This window comes from Thermus sp. (genome assembly GCF_037444525.1).
Taxonomy (GTDB): domain Bacteria; phylum Deinococcota; class Deinococci; order Deinococcales; family Thermaceae; genus Thermus.
Window position 1 is genome coordinate 1 of record NZ_JBBIMD010000035.1, and the last position, 22979, is coordinate 22979.

General features: G+C 66.5%; 25 protein-coding genes, 1 tRNA gene and 2 pseudogenes. 14 read left to right on the forward strand and 14 right to left on the reverse strand.

Annotated features, from left to right (window positions below; genetic code table 11):
* The 6 genes from WKI94_RS07015 to WKI94_RS07040 all read right to left on the reverse strand — a co-directional run.
* On the reverse strand, window positions 1–900 hold a 900-nt coding region (locus tag WKI94_RS07015), incomplete at its 3' end, for an MFS transporter (RefSeq protein ID WP_337845055.1).
* Between the two features lie 50 nt (window positions 901–950).
* Window positions 951–2639: a b(o/a)3-type cytochrome-c oxidase subunit 1 gene (locus WKI94_RS07020; RefSeq protein ID WP_337845056.1), complete on the reverse strand. Its 1689-nt coding sequence runs from the start codon at window positions 2637–2639 to the stop codon at window positions 951–953.
* A 3-nt stretch (window positions 2640–2642) separates the two neighbouring features.
* On the reverse strand, window positions 2643–3146 hold the full coding sequence (locus WKI94_RS07025) for a cytochrome C oxidase subunit II (protein WP_337845057.1): 504 nt from the start codon (window positions 3144–3146) through the stop codon (window positions 2643–2645).
* A gap of 3 nt (window positions 3147–3149) precedes the next feature.
* Entirely contained in the window at window positions 3150–3254 is a 105-nt protein-coding gene (locus WKI94_RS07030) for a cytochrome c oxidase subunit 2A (RefSeq protein WP_337845058.1), read from the reverse strand.
* A gap of 198 nt (window positions 3255–3452) precedes the next feature.
* A complete protein-coding gene (locus WKI94_RS07035) occupies window positions 3453–4043 on the reverse strand; it encodes an ADP-ribosylation factor-like protein (protein ID WP_337845078.1) in 591 nt (196 codons plus the stop codon).
* Between the two features lies 1 nt (window position 4044).
* Window positions 4045–4536 carry a roadblock/LC7 domain-containing protein gene (locus WKI94_RS07040; RefSeq protein ID WP_337845059.1) on the reverse strand — a complete coding sequence of 164 codons (492 nt, stop codon included), beginning with the start codon at window positions 4534–4536 and terminating at the stop codon, window positions 4045–4047.
* A gap of 17 nt (window positions 4537–4553) precedes the next feature.
* On the opposite strand from WKI94_RS07040, the gene WKI94_RS07045 reads away from it, so the two are divergent.
* The 12 genes from WKI94_RS07045 to WKI94_RS07100 all read left to right on the forward strand — a co-directional run bounded on the left by WKI94_RS07045 (window position 4554) and on the right by WKI94_RS07100 (window position 13341).
* Window positions 4554–5879 (forward strand): M20/M25/M40 family metallo-hydrolase, encoded by a 1326-nt coding sequence (locus tag WKI94_RS07045; RefSeq protein ID WP_337845060.1) that lies wholly within the window; start codon window positions 4554–4556, stop codon window positions 5877–5879.
* 18 nt (window positions 5880–5897) lie between these two features.
* Window positions 5898–6764 (forward strand): agmatinase, encoded by an 867-nt coding sequence (speB, locus tag WKI94_RS07050; protein ID WP_337845061.1) that lies wholly within the window; start codon window positions 5898–5900, stop codon window positions 6762–6764.
* Window positions 6765–6803: 39 nt separating this feature from the next.
* Window positions 6804–7688, forward strand: a complete 885-nt coding sequence (locus tag WKI94_RS07055; protein WP_337845062.1) for an alpha/beta fold hydrolase — start codon at window positions 6804–6806, stop codon at window positions 7686–7688.
* A gap of 9 nt (window positions 7689–7697) precedes the next feature.
* Complete coding sequence (locus tag WKI94_RS07060; RefSeq protein ID WP_337845063.1) at window positions 7698–7862, forward strand: hypothetical protein; 165 nt, start codon at window positions 7698–7700, stop codon at window positions 7860–7862.
* 6 nt (window positions 7863–7868) lie between these two features.
* Window positions 7869–8771 carry a quinate 5-dehydrogenase gene (locus WKI94_RS07065; RefSeq protein WP_337845064.1) on the forward strand — a complete coding sequence of 301 codons (903 nt, stop codon included), beginning with the start codon at window positions 7869–7871 and terminating at the stop codon, window positions 8769–8771.
* A complete protein-coding gene (gene efp / locus WKI94_RS07070) occupies window positions 8768–9322 on the forward strand; it encodes an elongation factor P (RefSeq protein ID WP_337845065.1) in 555 nt (184 codons plus the stop codon). The genes WKI94_RS07065 and efp overlap by 4 nt, the downstream gene beginning before the upstream one ends.
* Window positions 9323–9430: 108 nt before the next feature.
* Complete coding sequence (gene accB, locus WKI94_RS07075; RefSeq protein WP_337845066.1) at window positions 9431–9928, forward strand: acetyl-CoA carboxylase biotin carboxyl carrier protein; 498 nt, start codon at window positions 9431–9433, stop codon at window positions 9926–9928.
* Window positions 9925–11262 (forward strand): acetyl-CoA carboxylase biotin carboxylase subunit, encoded by a 1338-nt coding sequence (gene accC / locus WKI94_RS07080; protein WP_337845067.1) that lies wholly within the window; start codon window positions 9925–9927, stop codon window positions 11260–11262. The genes accB and accC overlap by 4 nt, the downstream gene beginning before the upstream one ends.
* A 12-nt stretch (window positions 11263–11274) precedes the next feature.
* Window positions 11275–11613: an Asp23/Gls24 family envelope stress response protein gene (locus WKI94_RS07085; protein ID WP_337845079.1), complete on the forward strand. Its 339-nt coding sequence runs from the start codon at window positions 11275–11277 to the stop codon at window positions 11611–11613.
* Window positions 11597–12052, forward strand: a complete 456-nt coding sequence (gene nusB, locus WKI94_RS07090; protein WP_337845068.1) for a transcription antitermination factor NusB — start codon at window positions 11597–11599, stop codon at window positions 12050–12052. Before WKI94_RS07085 ends, nusB begins: the two co-directional genes overlap by 17 nt.
* 1 nt (window position 12053) lies before the next feature.
* A complete protein-coding gene (locus WKI94_RS07095) occupies window positions 12054–12902 on the forward strand; it encodes a tetrahydrofolate dehydrogenase/cyclohydrolase catalytic domain-containing protein (protein ID WP_337845069.1) in 849 nt (282 codons plus the stop codon).
* Window positions 12886–13341 carry a divergent PAP2 family protein gene (locus tag WKI94_RS07100; protein ID WP_337845070.1) on the forward strand — a complete coding sequence of 152 codons (456 nt, stop codon included), beginning with the start codon at window positions 12886–12888 and terminating at the stop codon, window positions 13339–13341. Before WKI94_RS07095 ends, WKI94_RS07100 begins: the two co-directional genes overlap by 17 nt.
* Here WKI94_RS07100 and WKI94_RS07105 read toward each other — a convergent pair.
* Window positions 13320–13520 (reverse strand): hypothetical protein, encoded by a 201-nt coding sequence (locus WKI94_RS07105; RefSeq protein WP_337845071.1) that lies wholly within the window; start codon window positions 13518–13520, stop codon window positions 13320–13322. The two genes, WKI94_RS07100 and WKI94_RS07105, sit on opposite strands and share 22 nt — an antisense overlap.
* A 72-nt stretch (window positions 13521–13592) precedes the next feature.
* On the opposite strand from WKI94_RS07105, the gene WKI94_RS07110 reads away from it, so the two are divergent.
* The gene (locus WKI94_RS07110; protein ID WP_337845072.1) at window positions 13593–15578 is read left to right on the forward strand and encodes a (Fe-S)-binding protein; all 1986 of its coding nucleotides are present in this window, start codon (window positions 13593–13595) and stop codon (window positions 15576–15578) included.
* A gap of 109 nt (window positions 15579–15687) precedes the next feature.
* Here WKI94_RS07110 and WKI94_RS07115 read toward each other — a convergent pair whose 3' ends face one another.
* Genes WKI94_RS07115 through WKI94_RS07130 form a run of 4 tightly spaced genes read right to left on the reverse strand, consistent with a single transcriptional unit; the run spans window position 15688 to window position 18739 of the window.
* The gene (locus WKI94_RS07115) at window positions 15688–16278 is read right to left on the reverse strand and encodes a class I SAM-dependent methyltransferase (protein WP_337845073.1); all 591 of its coding nucleotides are present in this window, start codon (window positions 16276–16278) and stop codon (window positions 15688–15690) included.
* On the reverse strand, window positions 16271–16942 hold the full coding sequence (locus WKI94_RS07120) for a hypothetical protein (protein WP_337845074.1): 672 nt from the start codon (window positions 16940–16942) through the stop codon (window positions 16271–16273). The genes WKI94_RS07115 and WKI94_RS07120 overlap by 8 nt, the downstream gene beginning before the upstream one ends.
* The gene (locus WKI94_RS07125) at window positions 16939–17877 is read right to left on the reverse strand and encodes an alpha/beta fold hydrolase (RefSeq protein ID WP_337845075.1); all 939 of its coding nucleotides are present in this window, start codon (window positions 17875–17877) and stop codon (window positions 16939–16941) included. Before WKI94_RS07125 ends, WKI94_RS07120 begins: the two co-directional genes overlap by 4 nt.
* 19 nt (window positions 17878–17896) lie before the next feature.
* Window positions 17897–18739 (reverse strand): DUF1517 domain-containing protein, encoded by an 843-nt coding sequence (locus tag WKI94_RS07130; protein ID WP_337845076.1) that lies wholly within the window; start codon window positions 18737–18739, stop codon window positions 17897–17899.
* 130 nt (window positions 18740–18869) lie between these two features.
* On the opposite strand from WKI94_RS07130, the gene lon reads away from it, so the two are divergent.
* Window positions 18870–21290, forward strand: coding sequence for an endopeptidase La (lon, locus tag WKI94_RS07135; protein ID WP_337845077.1), 2421 nt, complete (start codon window positions 18870–18872; stop codon window positions 21288–21290).
* A 20-nt stretch (window positions 21291–21310) separates the two neighbouring features.
* Here the strand turns inward: lon and bshA are convergent.
* The 3 genes and pseudogenes from bshA to WKI94_RS07150 all read right to left on the reverse strand — a co-directional run.
* A pseudogene (bshA, locus tag WKI94_RS07140) lies at window positions 21311–22404 on the reverse strand (N-acetyl-alpha-D-glucosaminyl L-malate synthase BshA).
* 86 nt (window positions 22405–22490) lie between these two features.
* Window positions 22491–22584 (reverse strand) — tRNA-Ser (locus WKI94_RS07145).
* Window positions 22538–22979: pseudogene (locus WKI94_RS07150) on the reverse strand (integrase core domain-containing protein); the annotation flags it as partial. The gene WKI94_RS07145 and the pseudogene WKI94_RS07150, both read right to left, overlap by 47 nt.

A 22979-nucleotide genomic window follows, 5' to 3' on the forward strand; every position in this document is an offset into this window, starting at 1 on the left:
GTCCAGGCCCCGATGGAGGCCATAGGCCCGGCCCAAGGCTTCCTGGGGAACGGTTTCCGCGATGAGGGCATCCCGGGGTGCGGCGCGCAGGCCCTTGCCCATCCGGTCCAGGAAGCGGTAGAGGAGGACGTGGCCTGGAAGGGTGGCCAGGGCGAGAAGGGGCCGGAAAAGGGCGGGGAGGCCGTAGCCCAAAAGGAGTAAGGGGCGCCTTTGCCCCATGCGGTCCGAAATCCGTCCCCCCACCACCTTGAAGAGGCTCGCCGTGGCCTCCGCCACCCCCTCCACTAGGCCCACCGTGGCCGTGCCCGCCCCCAGGCTCACCAAAAAGAGGGGCAGAAGGGGGTAGACCATCTCGCTGGCCACGTCCATGAGGAGGCTCACCAGGCCAAGGAGCCAGAGGGTAGGGGGTAGGTTCATGGCCTCCCCCGGTAAAGGAGGTAAAGGAGAGGGACCTCGGGCAAGGCCATGAGGAGGCTTAAAGGGTCCGGGGGGGCTGGGGCCAGGAGGGCGGGACCTAGGGGGGTGCCGAGGGGAAGGGGCAGGGTGCGGGTGAGGAGGAAAAGCCCGAGGTAGGTCCAGGAGAGCCCCACCCCCCCCCCCCACCCGCCAGACCCCTCTTGCAAAGGGGGGGCCTTCCTCGGGATACATGAACCGGAGGACCAGAAGGGCCAGGGCGTAGGTGGCCTTTAGGGCTAGGAGAACCAGGAAGAGCCGCCCGTAGAGGAAGTACTCGCTCACCAAGCCGTAGCGCACGGCCTCCACCTCCGAGACCCCAAGGGCACTCCCGCAAAGCCCTTGGCCCAGGGCCTCCCCCAGGCTCAGGCCCAAAAACTGCAGGAAAAAGGGGGCAAGCTCCAGCCCCACCACCCAGGGAAGCCAGGGACCGGCAATGAAGCCCATCCCCTAAAGGATACCCCTGGGGGCTTTGGGCCCCCAGGGAGGGAAGTCCCCTACCAGAGGCGCAGGCCCGGTACGGGGTTCAGGTTGCTGAAGAGCTGGACCAGGGTGGGCCCGTAGGCCAGGAGGACCAGGATTACCGCCACCGCGAACCAGAAGCCCATGCGGTCCAGGGCCAGGATGATCCGGCGGTCCTCAGCCCCCGAGATCACCTCCGCGAAAGGCACAGGGGCCTCGGCCAGGGCGGGGTCTCGCCGGGCGGAGAGGAGGATGCTGAAAAGCCCATAGATGAAGAGGAGGAGAGCTACGAGGAGAACGATGCCGCTCACCACGTTGAACACCATGGGCACCGCCGCTTGGGGGTAGGCGTCTGGCACCTGGGCGATGTAGGACCGGCGGGGCACCCCGAGGAGGCCTGCCCAGTGGAGGCCCAAAGCCATGATCATCATCCCCAGGAACCAGAGCCACACCACCGCCAGGCCGAGCCGCCGTTGCCCATCCGTGATGGGCTTGCCCGTGAGGTTAGGGATGAGCCAGTAGAGGGAGCCCATGGCGGTGAGGGTGACCAGGCTGGCCACCTGCAGGTGGAAGTGGCCGGCGATCCAGGCGGTGTTGTGAACCACGTAGTCCAGGGTGAAGCTGGCGTTCACGATGCCCCCTGCCCCCCCAGGGATAAAGCCCAGAAGGCCCAAGACGGGGGCTACAAAGGCGGGGTTATCCCAAGGGAGGGCCTTGATCCAGCCAAACAGCCCCTTCCCGCCCCGCATGCGGCTGGCGATCTCGAGGCTCGCGGCGATGGTGAAGGCGGTGATGAGGCTAGGCACTGCTACGAAGAGGGTGAGGACGGAGTGGATCATCTTCCAGGTGGGGTCAATGCCGGGGTCGGCGAACTGGTGGTGAAAGCCCACGGGGGTAGAGAGGAGGAGGAAGAGGAGGAAGACGATCCGGGCCAGGGGGTCGGAGATGAGCTTACCCCCGGCCTGCTTGGGCAGGACGGTGTAGAGGATGGCGTAGGCGGGCAGGAGCCAGAAGTAGACGATGGGGTGGCCCGTCCACCAGAAGAGGGTGCGGGCGATGAGGGGGTCTACCCCCTGGATGAGCCCAAAGGACCAGGGGAGGAGGAAGAGGACCGCCTCCAGCACCAGCCCGATGGAGGCGATGAACCACATAAGCCAGAAGGTCACCGCCATGTAGGTGACGAGGGGCGTGGGCTGGCCGGGGTTCTTGGCCTTCCAGCGCCGCCAGAGGTCCAGGACAAGGTAGATGCTCACCCAGGTGGAGAGCACGAAGACGCTGGCCCCTAGGTAAAAGGCCCAGTGCCCCTTGAGGGGAGGGTAGAAGGTGTAGAGCACCGTGGCCTCGTTGGCAAGAAGGGGTAAGGCGGCGATGACGAGGCCAATGAAGGCCATCCACCAAGAGAGCCACATGAGGCCCATGTTGGGCCTCAGGTTGAGCTCCCGGGCGGGGAGGTAGACCATGATGGCCTGGGCGAAGAGCTGGGTGAAGACGATGGCGTTTAAGACCCCGTGCAGGGTCAGGCCCTGGTAGTAGGACTGGACGAAGGGCAGGAGGCGCTTAAGGAGGGGATAGGCGTCCACGTTCCCGTAGTTCAGGGCCTGGAAGGGGCCGAAGAGGCTCCCCACGATCACCGCCATGAACCCCAGGACCAGGAAGTAGAGGGTGGCCTTCTTCTCTGGATAGGCCGCGTACACGCGGCTCATCTCACCGACTCGCGCCGCCATGGTTTACTCCTTCACCACAATCGTGCCGAACATGTTCTGGTGCCCGAGGCCGCAGTACTGGTTGCAGATGATCCGATACTCCCCGGCCTTCTTGAAGGTGTAGCGCACGGTGGAGACCTCCCCGGGCAGGCCCTCCACGTTGATGGTGGTGCCCTCCACGTGGAAGCCGTGGATCACATCGGGGCTGGTGACCTTGAAGACGATCTCCGCCCCCTTGGGCACCTCAATGGGGTTGGGCTGGTAGCCGAAGGCGAAGGCCAGGACGTGGACCGTGTACTGGTTAGGCCCGGTCTGGACCACCGCCTGGGCCGGTTCGGCCCAGGGGCCCTCCGCGCGCACCTTGGTGGGGTCCACCCGCTCCAGCTTCCCCGCGGGGATGGCCCCGGCGGTGTGGGTGGCCAAGGTGTAGCCGATGAGGACCACGAAGAGGAGGACCATCACCACGGAAAAGGCGATCCAAGCCCGCTCGTAGACCAGGATGGCCTTATGCACCTTGTGCTCGTCCATACCCTACCCCCGGGCGAAGAAAAGGGCGTATACCCCCAGCCAGAACACCAGGATGGTGATGCTGAGGACCACGATGACGCCTAAAGCCCCAACCGGTTTTTCTTCCATACCCGTGCCTCCCTCCACGGCGGTTGCCGTATACGGAGTTCATGGTAGCCAAAACCCCCTTAGATGGGGAGGTACATTTGTCCCTTATTAAAAAGACTTCTTGGGACTTTTGCCCCTTCGCTTGTAAAAGTTTTCCGTGATCTAGGTACGTGTCAGGGGTATGTGGAGGCCCCGCGGACCTCCGCGGGGCCTCGAGGCCTAGGCTCCGCTGCCCACCCGGGCGAGGACCAGGCGGCTCACCTCCTTCAGGGTTTCAAACACCCCTTTGCCCTCCGTGGCCACGGCCTCAAAGACGGGGAAGCGCCCCTCGGGGTCCACCACCGCCCGGACCATCTCCACGGGGAGGGCGTCGGGGAGGTCGCGCTTGTTCACCTGGAGGACGATGGGAATGTCCTCCAGCTTGAGGCCGTACTCCGCCAGGTTCTCCCGCATGTTGCGCATGCTCTCCGCGTTGGCCCTTAGGCGGTTTGGGGCCGAGTCCGCCACGAAGACGATGCCGTCCACCCCCCGGAGGATGAGCTTGCGGCTTGCGTTGTAGAAGACCTGGCCGGGCACGGTGTAGAGGTGGAAGCGGGTTTTGAAGCCCTTCACCTCTCCCAGGTCCAGGGGCAGGAAGTCAAAGAAGAGGGTGCGCTCGTCCTCCGTGGCCAGGGAGATCATCTCCCCTTTGTGCCCCTCGGGGATCTTGCCGTAGATCCACTTGAGGTTGGTGGTCTTGCCAGAGAGGCCTGGGCCATAGTAGACGATCTTGAAGTTGATCTCGCGGTTGGCGAAGTTGATGGTGCTCATGCTAGTTGCCAAAAAGCTCGTCTAGGAGCGCCTTAGCTCCTTCGCGGTACTCCGTGTCCAGGTTGAGCTTGGGGGGGTTGGCCATGGCCTCCTCCACCAGCCGGGAAAGGGCTTCCGCGGCCCGTTTGCCGTAGAGCTTCACCTTGCCCAGGGGGGCGCTCTCGTCAAAGACCACGAGGAGAAGGGCGTACTCCCCGGCCTCGTCCATGTAAAGCCCGGTGCGCTCCCCTTGGTGGAGGATCTCTTGGAAGCGCACCTCCCCCAGGAGCTTGGCCAGGGCTTGGGTGGCGGCGGCGTTCCCCGCAGCCAGGGTGGCGAGGGAGTCTAGGGGCGGGGGCTTGGGGGCCCAAAGGGCCTCCTTGTGGGCCAGGACGAAGCCCTTGCGGTCCACCAAAAGGGCGTAGCGGGCCCCGGTTTCCCGCAAGGTTTCCTCCAGGACCTCCACCGCCTTTTCGTAGAGGGCCCCGTAGAGGACCAGGGTGGGTTCCACCATAGTATGCTCAGCTTACCATGAAGGCCTTTTTGGAGGAGGCAAAGGCCCTTTTGGCGGAGCTGGTGGCCCTGCCCACCGTAAGCGCGGAAGGCCGCGCCCTGGAAGAAGGGGCCCGCAAGGTGGCGGAGGTCCTGGAGGGGCTGGGCCTCCGGGCGGAGCTCAAGCGGGGCTATGGCCCCCCGGTAGTGGTGGCGGAGGGTGGGGAGGAGGAGAAGACCCTTCTTTTCTATAACCACTACGATGTCCAGCCTCCAGACCCCTTGGAGCTTTGGGCCACAGACCCCTTCGCCCTGGTGGAGAAGGAGGGGGCATGGTACGCCCGGGGGGCTCACGACGACAAGGGGGAGCTGGTGGCCCGGGTGGTGGCCCTGAGGCTTTTCCGGGAGAAGCACGGCTTTCTTCCCCGGGTGCGCTTCGTGGTGGAGGGGGAGGAGGAGGTGGGAAGCCCTCACCTTGCCGACTTCGTGCGGGACCACAAGGAGGCCCTAAGGGCGGAGGCCATCCTCTGGGAGGCGGGGGGGGTGGACGCCAGGGGGCGGCCCTACCTCTACGCGGGGCTTAAGGGCATCGTGGCCCTGGAGCTACGGGTGAAGACCGCGGCCTTTGACCTCCACTCCTCCTACGGGGCGGTGGTGGAAAACCCCATCTACCGCCTAAGCCGGGCCCTGGCCTCGTTACGGGACGAGGAGGGCCGGGTGTTGGTGGAAGGCTTTTACCAAAGGGTCCGGCCCCTCACCCCCCTGGAGGTGGAGGTGCTGGCGGAGATCCCAGACGAGTCTGAGGCCCTGAAGGAGGCCTTCGGGGTACGGGATTTCCTGGGGGGCGCGCGCAACCTGGAGTTCAACCAGCGGCTTTACGCCGAGCCCTGCATCAACTTCAACGGCTTCCACGCGGGCTACGGGGGGCCGGGCTCCAAGACCGTCCTTCCCGCGGAGGCCTACGCCAAGCTGGACGTGCGCCTGGTGCCGGACCAGGACCCGGAGGAGATCCCCCTCCTCCTCCGGCGCCACCTCGAGGCCCACGGCTTCCGCGACGTGGAGGTGGTGGTGCTGGAGAAAGGGGAGGCCCCGGCGAGGAGCGACCTCGCCCACCCTTTCGTAGCCCTGGCAAGGAGGGCCTTGGAGGAGGCCTTTGGGGAAAGGGCCGTGCTCTACCCCAACATGGCGGGCTCGGGGCCCATGCACCCCTTTCTCCACCACCTCCAAGCCCCCGCGGTGGGTTTGGGGGTGGGCTACCCGGGAAGCCGGGTCCACAGCCCCAACGAGCACATCCGCATCCGGGATTTTGAGCGCGGGGTTCTGGCCCTTCTCCGCCTCTTGGAGCTTTACTTCCTCGAGGGCTAGCCGTATCATCCCCGGGGTATGCTGCCTTTTGGCGAGGTACAGACCCCTTACGAGGAAGCCCGGGTGGTGGTCCTCCCCGTGCCCTACGACCTCTCCCTCTCCTTCCTGCCCGGGGCCCGAAGGGGCCCGGAGGCCATCCTCCTGGCGAGCCGGGAACTGGAGCCTTTCCTCCTGGAGCTCGGAGTGGCCCCGGAGGAGGTGGGGATCCACGCCCTAGGTCCTGTGCCCTTCGTGGCGGGGAGCGGGGAGGCGAGCCACCGCCTCATCTACGAGGAGGCCCTCAAGCACCTCCGGGCGGGGAAGTTCGTGGTGAGCCTCGGTGGGGACCACTCCATCGTCCACCCCCTGGCCCTGGCCCACCGGGAGGCCTTGGGGGGGTTCTCCCTCCTGCAGATTGACGCCCACGCGGACCTCTACCCCGAGTGGCAGGGCTCAGCCTACTCCCACGCCAGCCCCTTCCACCGCCTCCTCCAGGAGGGCTTTCCCCTGGTGCAGGTGGGGATCCGCGCCATGGACCGGGACGCCTTGGTCCTTGCCCGGGAAAAGGGCGTGGCCCTCTTCCCCGCCCACCGCATCCATCGGGAGGGGCTGCCCGTGGAGGAGATCCTCGAGGCTTTAGGGGCGCGGGTTTACATCAGCCTGGACTTCGACGCCCTGGACCCCTCGGTCATGCCCAGCGTGGGGACTCCATTGCCGGGCGGGCTTTCCTACCGCCAGGTGGTGGATCTCCTGGAGGCGGTCTTCCAGGCCAAGGAGGTGGTGGGGATGGACTTCGTGGAGCTTTCTCCGAGCGGCCAGTTTCACGCGGAGATGACCGCGGCCCAGCTGGTCTACCACGCCATCGGGCTTAAGGGCCTGCAGGCGGGCTGGCTCCGGGTGGGGTAAGCCACCTTTTCCCCCGCTTAGGCTCCTTACCCTTAGGCCATGCGCGCCCTAGGGGTTTTGGCTCTGGTTTGGGGGGTGGTCTTGGCCCAGTACACCCTCCCCGAGCTTCGGGCCCGCGCCTACGGGGAGGGGGGGTTCCGGGTGGAAAGGGTCTTGGAGGAAGGGCCCCGCTTCACCCGGGTGCACTTCTCCCACCTCTCCGAGGGGCTTCGGGTCCACGGCTTCGCCAACCTTCCAAAGGGGAAGGGCCCTTTTCCCGTGGTGGTGGTCCTCCACGGCTACGTGGAGCCCAGCCGCTACCGCCTCCTCGCCTACACCACCCCCTACGCGGACTGGCTAGCGGAGCAGGGCTTTTTGGTCCTGCACCCCAACTACCGGGGCCACCCCCCCTCGGAAGGGGCCCCTGCCCGGGGCCTCCGCCACCCCTATGCGGTGGACGTCCTGAACCTCCTGGCGGAGGTGCGAAAGGGGGCCTTGCCCCAGGCCGACCCCACCCGGATCGCCCTCCTCGGCCACTCCATGGGGGGTGGGGTGGCCCAGATCGTGGCCCTGGTGGACCCGGGCCTACGGGGGGTGGTTCTCTACGGGAGCATGAGCGGGGACGAGTGGCTCAATCTGGATAGGATCCACTTCTGGTCTGGGGGTACCCGGGGGGATGAGCGCCTTACCCTTTCCCAAGAGGCCCTTAGGGCCTATTCCGCCTGGACCTACCTCGAGGACCTCCGCGTTCCCTTTAGTGTCCACCACGGCCTCCGGGATGCCCAGGTACCCCCGGAGTGGTCCTGGACCCTCTGCCAGCGGCTTAAGGCCCTGAAAAAGCCCGTGGAGTGCTTCAGCTACCCTGCGGGCCACCTGTTCCGGGGAGAGGCGGAGGCCCGCTTCCGCGCCCGGGTAGCCGCCTTCCTGGGGCGGGTTTTCCGGTAACCTTGGGGTATGGAAGAGGTTTTGGCCCGCCCCGACCGCCTCCTTTACGCCCTGGCCTTTGGGCTTGGCGTCCTTTGGGCCCTGGCCCGGGTCCTGGGGGTTAGGGGGGCAGGGGTCTTCCTGGCCCTTGCCCTCCTGGCCCTAGCCCTGGGCCTCTACCTTGGGCTACAATAGCCCCTCGTGGCGAAACACGTGGTGAGTGTCTCCCTGGGCTCCAGCCGGCGGGATGCCCGGGTGGAGGTGGAGCTCCTTGGGGAAAAGGTGGTGCTGGAAAGGCGGGGCACGGATGGGGACATGGCCCGGGCCATCGCCCTCATCCGGGAACTGGATGGGAAGGTGGACGCCATTGGCCTGGGGGGGATAGACCTTTACCTTTGGGCCGGGGGGCGGCGCTACGCCATCCGGGATGCCCTCAAGCTCAAGCGGGCGGCGGAGAGGACCCCGGTGGTGGACGGCTCGGGCCTTAAGCACACCCTGGAGCGTCAGGCGGTGCGGGCGCTTTCCTCCCTGATAGACTGGAAGAACACCAAGGTTCTTCTTCCCTCCGCCGTGGACCGCTTCGGCCTGGCGGAGGCCTTGGACGAGGCGGGGGCCAGGGTGCTCTATGGGGACTTCATCTTCGCCTTGGGCCTGCCCATCCCCCTCTATAGCCTCTCCTTCCTGCAGAAGCTCGCTTACCTCCTTCTCCCCCTCCTCACCCAGCTTCCCTTCACCCTCCTTTACCCCACGGGCAAGGAGCAGGAGAAGGCCGTGGCCGACTGGCGGAGCCGCTACTACCGTTGGGCCGATCTGGTGGCGGGGGACTGGCACTACCTCCGGCGCTACATGCCCGAGGACATGGGGGGCAAGACCGTGCTCACCAACACCACCACCGAGGAGGACCTGGCCTTCCTGAGGGCGCGGGGGGTGGCGAGGCTTATCACCACCACCCCCAGGCTAGGGGGCCGGAGCTTCGGCACCAACGTCATGGAAGCCATGCTGGTGGCCTTGGCGGGGCGCGAGCTGACCGAGGCAGAGTATCTTCGGTATATTGACCTCTTAGGGCTTCGGCCCCAGGTCCTGGACCTTAAGGAGGACGCATGATCAGCGTAACCGATTTACGACCCGGCACCAAGGTGAAGATGGAGGGCGGCCTCTTTGAGTGCGTGGAGTACCAGCACCAAAAGATTGGCCGCGGCGGGGCCAAGGTGGTGGCCAAGTTCAAGAACTTGGAGACGGGGGCCACCATTGAGCGCACCTTCAACTCCGGGGAAAAGCTGGAGGACATCTACGTGGAAACCCGGGAGCTCCAGTACCTCTACCCCGAGGGGGAGGAGCTGGTCCTCATGGACCTCGAGACCTACGAGCAGTTCCACGTGCCCAAAAGCCGGGTGGAGGCCTGGCAGTTCCTAAAGGAGGGCATGACCGTTCTCGGGGACATGTACGAGGGCCGTCCCCTGAAGGTCACCCCCCCCACGGTGGTGGAGCTCAAGGTGGTGGACACGCCTCCGGGCGTGCGGGGGGACACGGTCTCCGGGGGTTCCAAGCCCGCCACCCTGGAGACGGGGGCCGTGGTCCAGGTGCCCCTTTTCGTGGAGCCCGGGGAGGTCATCAAGGTAGACACCCGCACCGGGGCCTACGTGGGCCGGGCCTGACCCTTGGGGGAGAGGCCTACCCCCGGGGCCTCCCGGGGGTTTGTTCTTAACCTGGTATCAGAAAAAAGACCCCCGGCTTGGGGTAAGCTTGGCCCCGAGGTGTGCCCTATGACGGCCAAGGAGTTGAAACAGATCCTCCAGGCTCTCGTGGAGTACGGGGTGAACGAGCTCACCCTGGAAACCCCGGACTACAAGCTCACCGTACGGCGAGGAGGGGAGGTGCAGGTGGTGGCGGTGCCCCAGCCCGCACCCCCGCCCCAGCCCCTCCCCGCTGCCCCCGTGGCCGCACCCTCCCCGGCCCCTGCGGCCCCCGCGCCCGCCGAGGCCCCCCAACCCCCCCCTTCGTCCGAGGCGGAATGCGCGGGGTGCGTGGAGGTGCGGGCCCCCATCGTGGGCACCTTCTACCGCGCCCCCGCCCCGGACGCGCCCCCCTACGTGAAGGAGGGGGACCGGGTGGAGAAGGGCCAGGTCCTCTGCATCATAGAGGCCATGAAGCTCATGAACGAGATTGAGTCCGAGGTTTCCGGCATCGTAAAGAAGATCCTGGTGCAAAATGGGGAGCCCGTGGAGTACGGGCAGCTCCTTTTCCTCATCCAGCCGGTATGAAGAAAGTCCTCATCGCCAACCGGGGGGAGATCGCCCTCAGGATCATCCGGGCGGCCAAGGAGCTTGGAATCAAGACCGTGGTGGCCCACTCCACCGCGGACGAGAAGAGCCTCCCTGTGCTCCTTGCGGACGAGGCCATCTGCATCGGCCCGCCCCCCTCGGGCCAGAGCTACCTCAACATCCCCAACATCCTTTCCGCGGCCATCGTCACAGGGGCGGACGCCATCCACCCGGGCTACGGTTTCCTGGCGGAAAACGCCCTCTTCGCGGAGATGTGCCGGGAGCACGGCCTCACCTTCATCGGCCCCACCCCTGAGAACATGAAGGCGTTGGGGGATAAGGCCACCGCCAGGAAGGTGGCCCGGGAGGCGGGGGTGCCCACGGTGCCGGGCACGGACGAGTTGGAGAGCCTCGAGGACGCCAAGCGCGCCGCCCAGGAGATCGGCTACCCCGTGATCCTGAAAGCCTCCGCTGGGGGCGGAGGCCGGGGGATGCGGGTGGTGCACACGGAAGAGGAGCTGGAGCGGGCCGTGCAGCAGGCCCAAGAGGAGGCCCGGGCGGCCTTCGGTAACCCCGCGGTCTACCTGGAGAAGTACATAGAGGAGCCCAAGCACATAGAGATCCAGGTCCTGGGGGACGGGGAAAGGGTGGTCCACCTTTGGGAGCGGGACTGCTCCATCCAGCGCCGCCACCAGAAGCTTCTGGAGGAAGCCCCAAGCGTCCTCCCCTTGGAGACCCGAAGGGCCATCGCCGAGGCCGCAAGGCGCTTGGCGGAGCACGTGGGGTATGTGTCCGCGGGCACCTTGGAGTTTTTGGTGGACAAGGAGGGAAACTTCTACTTCATTGAGATGAACACCCGCATCCAGGTGGAGCACCCGGTGACGGAGATGATCACCGGGATTGACCTGGTCCAGGCCCAGTTCCGCATCGCCATGGGGGAGAAGCTTTGGCTCAGGCAGGAGGACATCGAGGTGCGGGGGCACGCCATAGAGGTGCGGGTGAACGCCGAGGACCCCCAGCGGGGCTTTAGACCCTCCATCGGCAAGGTGGAGACCCTCCTCTTCCCTGGGGGTCCCGGCATCCGGGTGGAAAGCCACCTCTACGCGGGCTACCAGATCCCCCCCCACTACGACAGCCTCGTCGCCAAGGTCATCGCCTGGGCCCCAAGCCGGGAGGAGGCCATCCGGCGCATGGAGCGCGCCCTTTCCGAGACGGTCATCGAGGGCCCCGGCCTGAAGACCACCATCCCCTTCCACCAGAAGGTCCTTCAGAACGCCTTCTTCCGCCGGGGGGCGGTCTACACCAACTTCGTGGTCCGGCGCATGGAGCTGTAGACTGGGCGTGTGATGGTGGATTACGAGATCAGCGACCAGGCGTTGGAGGCCTTGGTCCTCCATGCCCTCACGGAGTTCAAGGGCGTGCGCCCCTTGGAGGCCATCCCCCGCTCCCTGGGCGAGGTCTTCAAGCGGGCCCGGCCCGTGCGGGTGGAGAGGACCCCCGAGGGCTTGAGCGCGGACCTGGTGCTTTCCGTGGACTACGGCCTCCCCATCCCCGAGCTGGCCCCTAAGGTGCAGAAGGGGGTGGCCGAGGCCCTTTACCTGGCCACCGGGGAGAAGGTGAGGGCGGTGAACCTCACCATAGCCCAGGTGGAGTACCCCAAGGAGGCCCATGCGGCGCAGGGCTAGGGAACTGGCCATGCGGGCCCTTTTTGCCCACACCCAAGGTGGGGTGGACCTGGAAGAGGCCCTCCAGCACACCCTTTCCGCCATGGGGGGGGAGGAGGACCCCTATGGGGACCCCCTGGACGAGGAGGGGGTGGCCTTTGCCCGCAGGCTCCTTTCGGGCTTTAAGGCCCACCAGGAGGAGGTGGACCGCGTGCTGAAGGAGACGGTGGAAGGCTGGGACTTTGCCCAGATGTCCAAGACCGACCTCACTGTCCTCCGACTCGCCGTCTACGAGATGCTCTTTGAGCCCACCCCCTTTGCCCCCCTCATCGAGGTGGCGGTGAAGATCGCCAAGCGCTACGGGGGGGAACACTCGGGGGCCTTCGTGAACGGGGTTTTGGGCAGGGTCTACCGCCGCATCCAGGAGGGCACCCTCCAGGCGGTGCCCAAGGAGGCCTAGGGTGGCGGCCCGTCTCCTTTCCGGGCACGAGGCGGCCGAGGCGGTTTACGCCGAGCTTAAGGCCCGCCTCCAAGGGCTTCCCTTCACCCCTTTCTTGCGGGTCCTCCGCCTGGGGGAGGACCCAGCCTCAGTGGCCTACGTGCGGCTCAAGGACAAGAGGGCCCGCGCCTTAGGCTACCGGAGCCAGGTGGAGGTCTACCCCGAGGACTTCCCGGAAGAGGCCCTCCTCCGGCGCATCCAGGAGCTCAACGCCGATTCCGAGGTGGACGGCATTCTGGTCCAGCTTCCCTTGCCCCGCCACATCCGCCCGGAGCGGGTCCTCGAGGCCATAGATCCCCTCAAGGACGTGGACGGCTTCCACCCCCTAAACGTGGGGCGGCTTTGGAGCGGGGGGGAGGGGCTTTTCCCTTGCACCCCCTTGGGGGTGGTCCGCCTCTTAAAGCACTACGGGGTGGACCTGAAGGGGAAGGAGGCGGTGATCATCGGCCGCTCTAACATCGTGGGGAAGCCCCTGGCGGCCCTCCTCCTCCGGGAGGACGCCACCGTGACCCTGGCCCACTCTAAGACCGAGGCCCTACAGGAGGTGGCGAGGAGGGCGGAGGTCCTGGTGGTGGCCGCAGGCCGCCCCCACCTGGTGGGGAAGGACTGGGTGCGCCCTGGGGCCATCGTGGTGGACGTGGGGATCAACCGGGTGGGGGAAAAGCTCCTGGGGGACGTGCACCCCGAGGTGGCCGAGGTGGCCTCGGCCCTCACCCCTGTCCCAGGGGGCGTGGGCCCCATGACCGTGGCCATGCTCATGCACAACACCCTGAAGGCCGCCCTCCTCCGGCGCCATGGAGCTTCTTCTTAACCAGGTCTTTTGGACCGCCATGGCCGCCAACCTGGTGGCCCAGACCCTGAAGCTTCTCCTCTACTACCGCCTCGAGGGCCGCTTCCAGTGGGCGCGCTTTCTGGAAACCGGGGGGATGCCCTCCAGCCACTCGGCCACGGTGAGCGCCCTGGCGGTGGGGGTGGGGCTCAAGGAGGGGTTTGGCAGCACCCTCTTTGCCGTGGCTGCGGTCTTGGCCCTCATCGTCATGTACGACGCCACGGGGATCCGCCGCGCCGCAGGTCTCCACGCCCAGCTCCTCAACCAACTGGTTCAGGAGCTCCAGGAGGTGCTTCGCAAAGGCCCCGCCCCCGGGCCCCTGAAGGAGCTTCTGGGCCACACCTACCTGGAGGTCCTGGTGGGGGCGCTCTTAGGGGCCTTGGTGGCCCTCCTAAGCTTCTACCTCTTTCCCGCAGCGTAAAAGGCCAGGGTCTGCCCCACGAGGAAAAGGAGGAGCCCCAGGACAGGGGAGAGGAAAAAGGCGAAGAGGCTTAGGAAGAGGGCGAGAAGGAGGGGGAGGAGGGGCTTTTGGAAACGGCGGAAGACCCAAAGGTTAAGGAGGCCGAAGAAGAGAAGCATGGCCAGGGCTACGGTTTCCACAAAGGGGTATTCTACCCTTGCCTTCGCGGTGGGATAGGGTAAACTTTTACCCAGTATAAGGAGGTCAGACCCATGCTGACCCTGCCGGAGAAACTCCTCTTTATCCTGCTCGCAGCCTTCAGCCTCTACTACGCTTACCAGGGCTTCGCCCGGGTGTACCGGGCCATCCGCCGGGGTGCCCCCGAGGACCGGTTTGACCGCCTGCCGGAGCGCATCGGGCGGGCCCTTTGGCTCACCCTCACCCAGCAGACGGTCTTCAAAAGGCGCCCTCTGGTCTCCCTCCTCCACGCCTTTGTCTTTTACGGCTTCGTCTACTACCTCCTGGTGAACCTGGTGGACCTGTTGGAGGGCTTCTTCCCCCTCCACACCCGGGGAGGGCTTTGGAACTCCTTTAACCTCCTGGCGGACCTCCTCACCGCGGGCATCCTGGTGGGCATCCTAGGCCTCATGCTCCGCCGCTACCTAGTGGCCCCCAAGGACTTCACCTGGAACCCCAAGACCCCCCTACACGAACGGGTGCGGCAGGGCATCCCCCGGGACTCGGCCATCGTGGGGGCCTTCATCACCTTCCATGTGGGCAGCCGCCTCCTCTCCAAGGCCTTCCACCTGGCCCAGACGGAGCCCGACCCCTTCCAGCCGGTGGCGAGCCTCGTGGCGGGGGCGCTTGCTGGGCTTTCCCCGGTGGCCCTGGCCTTTGGAGCGCACTTCTTCTGGTGGGGGGCCCTGGCCTCCATCCTCCTCTTCCTCCCCTACTTCCCCCGCTCCAAGCACATCCACCTCTTCATGGGGCCCATCAACCTCACCTTCCAAAAGGAGGTTCCCGGGGCGCTGAAGCCCTTAGACTTTGAAAAGGAGGACGCCAAGTTCGGGGTGGAGAAGCTGGAAGACCTCTCCTGGAAAAGACTTCTAGACGCCTACGCCTGCATCATGTGCAACCGCTGCCAGGAGGCCTGTCCCGCTTACACCACGGGCAAGGCCCTCTCCCCGGCGGCCATCGTCATCTCCGAGCGCTACGAGCTGAACGGCATCCTTAAGGACTTCGCCGCGGGTAAGGAAAGCCCTAGGCCCCTCATGGACTTCGCCATGAACGAGGAGGCCCTTTGGGCCTGCACCACCTGCATGGCCTGCGTAGAGGTGTGCCCGGTGGGGAACGAGCCCATGCTCCACATCCTGGACGTGCGCCGGGCCAGGGTACTCATGGAGGGGGAGTTCCCCACGGAGCTCAACAACGCTTTCCGGGGCATGGAGCGCTCCGGCAACCCCTGGGGCATCGGCCAGGACAAGCGCCTGGACTGGGCGGAGGGCCTAGAGGTGCCCACGGTGGAGGAAAAGCCCCACCCCGAGGTCCTCTACTGGGTGGGCTGCGCCCCCAGCTACGACCCCCGCGCCCAGAAGATCGCCCGAAGCATGGTCAAGCTCTTAAACGCCAGTGGGGTGGACTGGGCTGTCTTGGGCCGAAAGGAGAAGTGCACGGGGGACGCGGCCCGGCGTGCCGGGAACGAGTACCTCTTCTTCCAGCTGGCCACGGAGAACGTGGAGACCCTGAACGCCGTGGCCCCCAAGACCATCGTCACCACCTGCCCCCACTGCCTGCACACCCTTAAGAACGAGTACAAGGACTTCGGCGGGCACTACCGGGTGGTGCACCACACAGAGTTCCTGGCCGAGCTCCTAAGGGAAGGGCACCTAAAGGTGGAAGGGGCGGCGGAGGCTGTGGTCTTCCATGACCCCTGCTACCTGGGCCGCCACAACGGGGTCTACGAGGCCCCCCGGGAGGTGCTGAAGGGGGTGGGCTTCCGCCTCGAGGAGCCCCCAAGGGCCAGGGAGCGGAGCTTCTGCTGCGGGGCGGGTGGGGCCCAGTTCTGGAAGGAGGAGGAGCCCGGGGCCATGCGGGTCTCCCAAAACCGCTACCTGGAGCTCAAGGCCACGGGGGCCAAGACCATCGCCACGGGCTGCCCCTTCTGCATGGCCATGATGAACGTGGAGGTGGCCCAGGACGAGGCACCCCCTGAGGTTTTGGACGTGGCCGAGCTTTTGGCGGCGCGCCTCAAGGCCTAAGCCCCTCCTAAGCGCCTGGGCATCCAAAAATCCTCACGGGCGCTGGAGGCAGGGGCGGTCTGGGCCTTTTTCTGGGGCCCCCACCGAAGCTTTCGCTTCGGTGGGGTACTTAGGAGGGCGGCCTGAGGAAGCCTGGGTCAAGGGCCCCCACGGGAACCCGAGCTTCCAGGGGGCGCTGGTAAACGGCGAAGGCCCGGTACCCCTCCATCCACCCCTCCCCGTAGGCCCTAAGGCTTAGGCCCGGGGGAGGGGTGAGGAGCTCGTAAGTGCCCCAGTAGTGGGGGCTTTCCCGCCCCCGCCTTCTCGCTTCCTTTTCCGTGAAGCCCTCCACCAATAGGAGCCCCCCGGGCTTTAGAAAGGCCCCCAGGGCCTTAAGGAGGGGGCGGTGGACGAAGTAGCAGAGGAGGATGCCCGAAAAGGGCCCAGGGGGGAGGCGAAGGGGGGCGTCTATGGCCTCGAGGTCCAGCTCCAAAAGGGTAAGCCCCGGTATCCCCCGGAGTTTTTCCAGGGCCGACCGGCTCCGCTCCACCAGGACCACGGGCTGCCCCTTTTCCAGGAAGGGCCTGGCGTTCCGCCCCAGGCCTCCCGCCAGGTCCAGCACCGGGCCTTCTGGCACGCAGGGCCCGTAGGCCCGCACCACGAAGGCGGGGGGGCGGGTCTCCTCCCAGTCCCGCCAGAAGGCCTCCCAGTCCCTAGGCATCCTTCCTCAGGGCGTAAGCCACCCCCACCCCCAGGATGGCCAGGGTCACGGCGAAGAAGAAGGCCTTGGGCATATGGGGGATGAAGGCCAGGTGGGCCAGCTCGGCGTAAGCCCCCGCCCCTTCCAGAAGGAGCTTCACCCCCGCCCAGCCCACCAAGAGATAGGCCACCGTTTCCAGCCTTGGGTGGCGCTCCATGAGGGCTACCATCCACCCCGCGGCCAGGCGTACGAAGAGGATGCCCAGCGCCACCCCCAAAAACACCAAGAGGAGGTCCCGGGAGAAGGCCACCACCGCAAGGATGGAGTCCACAGCAAAGGCCAGGTCCACCAGGTTCATGAGGAGGACGACGCGCCAGAACGCCGTTGCCCCCAGCTCGGGCGGGGCTTTATCCTCCTCCTCCCGCCTTAGGTGCTGGACCAGGAGGTGGACCAGGTAAAGCCCCCCCAGGACCTGGATCCACCAGACCCGGATAAGGAAGACCGCAAAGAGGAGGGCGAGCCCCCTTAAGAGGTAGGCCCCGAGGAGGCCGTAGAAGAGGGCCCGGGTCCGAAGGGTAGGGGGAAGGGGCTTTACCATCACCGCCAGCACCATGGCGTTGTCACCCGAAAGGAGGGCCTCCAGGACCGCCACCGTGAGGAGGACGAGGAGGCTTTCCCCGCTCATGCCTCCCCCAGCAGGTAGCGGAGTCCCGGGGCCAGGGCCTGCTTCCAGGTGACCCAGTTGTGCCCCGAGGGCCGCTCCCGGTAGGCGTGGGGGGCTTTCCTATCCGCCAGGAGGGCGGCGAAGCGGCGGCTTGGCGCGAGGAGCCACTCCAAAAGCCCCACCTCCAGGTACACGCGGGGAAGGCGCTGGGCCTCGGCGTACCACTCCGTAAGCCACTCGGGGTCGGTGTAGGTATCCCCCCCTTGGGGGTGGGCCTTGAGGGCGGGGGAGAGGGCGAGCACCTTGGGGAAGCGTTTGGGGTGGCGGAGGGCCTGCCACAAGGAGAAAAGCCCCCCCAAGGAGGCCCCCACCAGCACCACCTCCCCCAGGGGCCCATAGGCCCCTTCCACTTCCAGGAGAACCCGGTGGAACTCCCCCTCATAGGCTTCGTCAAACCAGTACTCCTGGCGGCGGTCCTTGGGCTCCACGAAGACCAGGCGCACCGGGGGGATCGCCCCTTGCTCGTGAAGGGCCTGGGCCACCCTGTGGAGCCCTGCGGTGCGGTAGAAGGCCACCCCGTCTTGGGCCACCACCGTGGCCTTGGGGTGTGGGCCTGTCTCCGCCACGTAAAAGCGCCGCTCCTCCAGGCGGTACCGGGCCACCTCTGGCTCCCCTTGGGGTTCAGGCGGGGCCTCGTAGCGGAAGCCGGGGAGGCGGAGGGCCCGGGGGTAGCTCCACCAGGGGTTGTCCGCCCGCTCAGGGTTGTCGGGGTCGGGGAAGGGGGTGCCCCTTTCGTCCAGGAAGGCGTACTCCACGTAGGCCCCTTCGGGAAACTCCAGGGTGACGGGGCCCTCCAAGGGGATGGGGTTCCGCTCCCAGTCGGTGAAGTCCCCGATGAGGGCCTGGGCGCCCTCCGGGGGAAGGAACTCCACGCGTCGCCCGTGGATCCGCACCACGACCCCAATCTACACCCGCCTACACCTTGTCCAGCCCCGGGAAGAGGAAAAGAAGCTCCTCCTCTGTAAGCCCCTCCCCCTCCTTCTCCGGGGTCCAGGCCAGGTGGGCGGCCAGGAGGGTGTAGGGGGTGGAGGCGGCAAAGGCGAGGAGAAGGGCCCGCGCCGTGGGCCGCTCCAGGGGCGCTTGGGGCCTAGGGGGAAGGGGCCTCCTTTCCGCCAGGAGGAGGCTTGCCACCAGGTACCGCCCCCCGGGCTCCACCTTTGGGATGTAGGTAGGCTCTTGGACTTTCTTTCCCTCAAAGTGGCGGAAGGTTTCCCGGTAGGTGCTCCGGTCCTCCAGCATCCAAGCGTCAAAGAGGCCCAGGATCTCCTCCTCGTCTCCCTCCGCCTGCCGGTACCCGGCGAAGCGCCAGGCGGGCTCCTCCCGTAGGAGGAGAAGCGCGGCCTCGTCCAGGAGGTCGGCCAGGCCCTTGGCCGTGGTGGTGTCCGCACCCTCCGCCAGGACCCTTAAGGCCCTTTGCACCTCGGGCCGCACCAGGAGGGCCAGCCGGAGCTGGGCTAGGCTCGCCGCCGGGCCTCCTCCCGCCCGCTTTAGCCCCTGGACCATCCAGGCCCCCACCAGCACCAGGCCGAAGAACACCAGCACCGGCAGGACCCCGAGGCTGCCCCCACCCCCTCCGGGGTAGACCACCACCGGCCCCGGGTAGGGGAGGGTGGGGGCGGGCATGGGGTAGGCTGGGGCTGGTCCGGGGGCCATGGGGGGTGGGCTTGGGGCGTAGGGTCTACCCCCCACCCCGCCTCCGCTCTTCTGGGCCAGGGCCAGGCCCAGGATAAGGAGGCCAAGGAGGAGAAGCCGACGCATGCCTTTCCCAGCATACCGCCCCGGCCCCGGGGGCTTGGCACTAAAAGCCCTTTCGCAGTAAACTTGACATAGGTAGGCTTAGACTATGGCTGAACGAGAGCCCAGACCCCAAGACGAAAGGAGGGAACCCATGCTTCCAGAAACCCTGCCCGTATGCCCGGTGAGGGGGTCGGTCATCTACCCCACCATGGTGATGCCCATTGACGCGGGGCGTCCCATCTCCATCCGGGCGATTGACGAGGCCCTGGCCCGGGAGCGGGTGCTCCTCATCGTGAGCCAGAGGGACAAGGAGGTGGAGACCCCCAAGCCCTCCGACCTCTACGAGGTGGGTACGGTCTGCAACATCCTCAAGATGCGCAAGAACCCGGACGGTTCCGTCCAGGTCCTGGTGCAGGCCTTCGCCCGGGTGCGGGTGAAGGAGTGGCTGGACCTGGGGGACCACCTCGAGGCCAAGGGGGAGGTCCTCCCCGACCTCCCCGCGGACCCCATCCTGGTCCAGGCCCTGATCCGGGAGGTGAAGGAGAAGTTCCAGTCCCTCCTCAAGGAGGGGAAGTACCTCACCCCCGAGGTGGCCCAGTTCATCCTGAACCTGGAGGACCCCTCCCAGCTTGCCGACTACATCGCCTTCCACATGGACTTCCGCTTGGAGGACAAGCAGAAGGTCCTGGAGACCGCGGACGTGGGGGAAAGGCTCAAGCGGGTTTTGGTCCTCCTCGAGGCGGAACTGGAGCTCATAGAAACCCAAAGGCGGATCCAGCAGCAGGTCAAGGAGGAGATTGACCGCAACCAGCGGGAGTACTTCCTCAGGGAGCAGATGAAGGCCATCCAGCGGGAGCTCCACGGGGAAGAGGGCGAGGCGGAGGTGGAGGAGTTCAGGAAGAAGCTCGAGGCCCTGAACCTACCCCCCGTGGTCCGCCAGGAGGCGGAGCGGGAACTCAACCGTTTGGCCCGCATGCATCCCGACTCTGCGGAGGCCAGCGTCATCCGCACCTACCTGGACTGGATCGTCCACCTTCCCTGGAACACCCGCACCGAGGACAACCTGGACCTAAAGCGGGCCAAGGAGATCCTGGAGCGGGACCACTACGGCCTGGAAAAGGTCAAGGACCGGGTCCTGGAGTACCTGGCGGTGCGCAAGCTTAAGATGGAAAGGGCCAAGCGGGGCGAGATCCCCGAGGAGGAGGTGAACAAGGGGCCCATCCTCCTCTTCGTGGGGCCTCCCGGGGTGGGCAAGACCTCCATCGCCAAGAGCATCGCCGAGGCCCTGGGGCGGAAGTACGTGCGCATCTCCTTGGGTGGGGTGCGGGACGAGTCGGATATCCGGGGCCACCGCCGCACCTACATCGGGGCCATGCCCGGCCGGATCATTCAGGGCCTGCGCCAAGCGGGGACCAAGAACCCGGTCTTCCTCCTGGACGAGGTGGACAAGCTGGGCATCTCCTACCAGGGGGACCCGGCGGCGGCCCTCCTCGAGGTCTTAGACCCCGCCCAGAACAAGGAGTTTGTGGACCACTACCTGGGCGTGCCCTTTGACCTTTCCGAGGTGATGTTCATCTGCACCGCCAACTACCTCGGAACCATCCCGGCCCCCCTCCTGGACCGGATGGAGGTCATCGAGTTCACCAGCTACATTGAACAGGAGAAGCTGGAGATCGCCAAGCGCTACCTCCTGCCCCGCCAGCTTCGGGAAAACGGCCTTTCGGAGGGCCAGGTGGTCCTCACCGAGGCCGCCTTGATGCGCCTCATCACCCACTACACCCGCGAGGCCGGGGTGCGGCAGCTGGAGCGGGAGATCGGGGCCCTATTGCGCAAGGCCGCCCGGCAGATCCTGGAGGAGGGGAAGAGGCGGGTGCGCATCACGGAGAAGGACCTGGAGCGCTACCTGGGCCCGCCCCGCTTCCTCCCCGAGACCGAGGCCAAAAGCCCCCAGGTGGGGGTGGCCACGGGGATGTACTACACCCCTGTGGGCGGGGACATCATGTTCGTGGAGGTCTCCGTGATGCCCGGCAAGGGGAACCTCATCCTGACCGGGCAGCTTGGGGACGTGATGAAGGAGTCCGCTCGGGCCGCCCTCTCCTACGCCAAGAAGAACGCCGAGCGCTTCGGCATCCCTTTAGAGCGCTTTGAGAAGAGCGACATCCACATCCACGTGCCTGCGGGGGGCATACCCAAAGAGGGCCCCTCCGCCGGGGTGGCCATTGTGAGCGCCCTGGTTTCGGCCCTCACCGAGGTGCCCGTGCGGCACGACGTGGCCATGACCGGGGAGATCACCCTCACCGGGCGGGTCCTCCCCATCGGGGGGGTGAAGGAGAAGGTCCTAGGTGCCAGGCGCGCGGGGATCCGGGAGGTCATCCTGCCCAAGCAGAACGAGTCGGACCTCGCCGACATCCCCAAGCCCCTCCGCCAAAACATGGCCTTCCACTTTGTGGAACACCTGGACGAGGTCCTGGACCTCGCCCTGGTGGGGGGCTTGAAGGCCTTGGAGGAGCGGGCCAAGGCCAGGTCTTCCAGGGCCAAGGGGAAGAAGAAGGAGTTGGTGGCCCACGCCTGAAGACCCCGCTGAGGCCGGCCTCAGTCCAGGCTCCTCTCGTAGATCTCCAGGTAGGCCCGGGTGATCCGTTCGGGGTGGAAGCCTTCCACGGCGTAGGCCCGGGCCCGGGCGCGGATCGCGGGGAAGCGGGGGTCCTGGAGGAGGGCGAGGGCGGCCTCGGCCATGGCCTCCAGATCCCCAAGCTCCACCAGCCGCCCCACCTCCTCCGTGACCAGTTCGGGCACCCCCCCCACCGCCGTGGCCACCACCGGTATCCCCGAGGCCAGGCCTCCAAGGCCGCCTGCCCAAAGGACTCCTCCTCCGAGGCCAGGAGGAAGAGGTCCCCGGCCCCCAGGACCTCCTCGGGGTGGGGCGTAGGGGGGTGGAAGGTGACGGAGGCCTCTACCCCGAGCTCCCGAGCCACCCGCCGGGCCTCGGCCTCCTCGGGGCCCTTGCCCAGCAGGAGGAGGCGGGCTTTGGCTTTCCTGCGGATCTTGGCGAAGGCCCGCACGATGTCCGGAACCCTCTTGATGGGGCGGAAGTTGGAGGCGTGGATGAGGAGCCACTCGTCCTCCTCCGCGTAAAGCCGCTTCCGTTCGGGACGGGGGTAAAACCGTTCCGGGTCCACGGCGTTGTAGATGACGGTTGGTTTTACCCCAAAGGCCTTTTCCGCCTCCCGGGCCAGGGACCGGCTCACCGCGGTGGTGGCCCGGGCTGCCTTTAGGGCCCTTTTGGTGGGGCCGTGGAAGGCGGGGTCCATGCCCAGGACAGAGACGTCCGTGCCGTGGAGGGTGTGGACCAGGGGAAAGCCTTCCCCAAAGGCCAAAAAGGCCGCGGCCGCGTGGGGGATGGCGTAGTGGGTGTGGACCAGGGCGAGCCCAAGCCGCTTAGCCTCCCGCTCCAGCACCCCCGCCAGGGAGAGGGTGTAGAGGGGCCCGGGGAAGACGGGGTAGAAGGGGAGGTCCACCGGGAGGAAGCGCACCAGGCTTCCCTTGGGGAGGCGAAAGGGCCTTTCCGTGGCGAAGAGATAAACCTCGTGCCCCATCCGGGCGAGCCGGCCGGCGAGCTCCGTGGCCACGATGCCGCTACCCCCAAGGCCCGGATAGGCCACCAGCCCTAGGCGTAAAGGCTTCACGCGCGCTGGCCTCCTCCTTTCCCAAAGCTGCCCATGCCCCGAGTCTAGCCCAAAAGAGACCCCCCGGCCTTGGGGGCCAGGGGGGTTGGCGGAGAGGGCGGGATTCGAACCCGCGAGGCAGGTTTAAGCCCGCCTACACGATTTCCAGTCGTGTCCCTTCAGCCACTCGGGCACCTCTCCAAGTGCCATCTACGAGTCTAGCCAAAGGGCCATTTGGGGTCAAGTAGATGTAGTTGGCCAGCACATTTGAGACTCTGTGAGGACCCCCTCCTCCTTGAGCTTAGCCAGGAACTCCAAGGGCGCAAGACCCCCCAAAGCCCGGTGCAGCCTCCGCCCGTTGTAGTAGTCCAAATACGCATCCAACTCCCGCTGAAGCCCCTCAATCCCAGAAGGCAGAGGACGCGTGTAAAACTCGTCCCGAAACGCCCGCTGCATGCGCTCCACATGCCCATTCAACTTGGGACTCCGCGGAGGAAGCTCAAACAACCGGATGCCCAAACCCCTACAGGCCTCCTCAAACTCCGCCATAAACTCGCTACCCCCATCCACCTGCACCGCCCGGATGGGAAACGGAC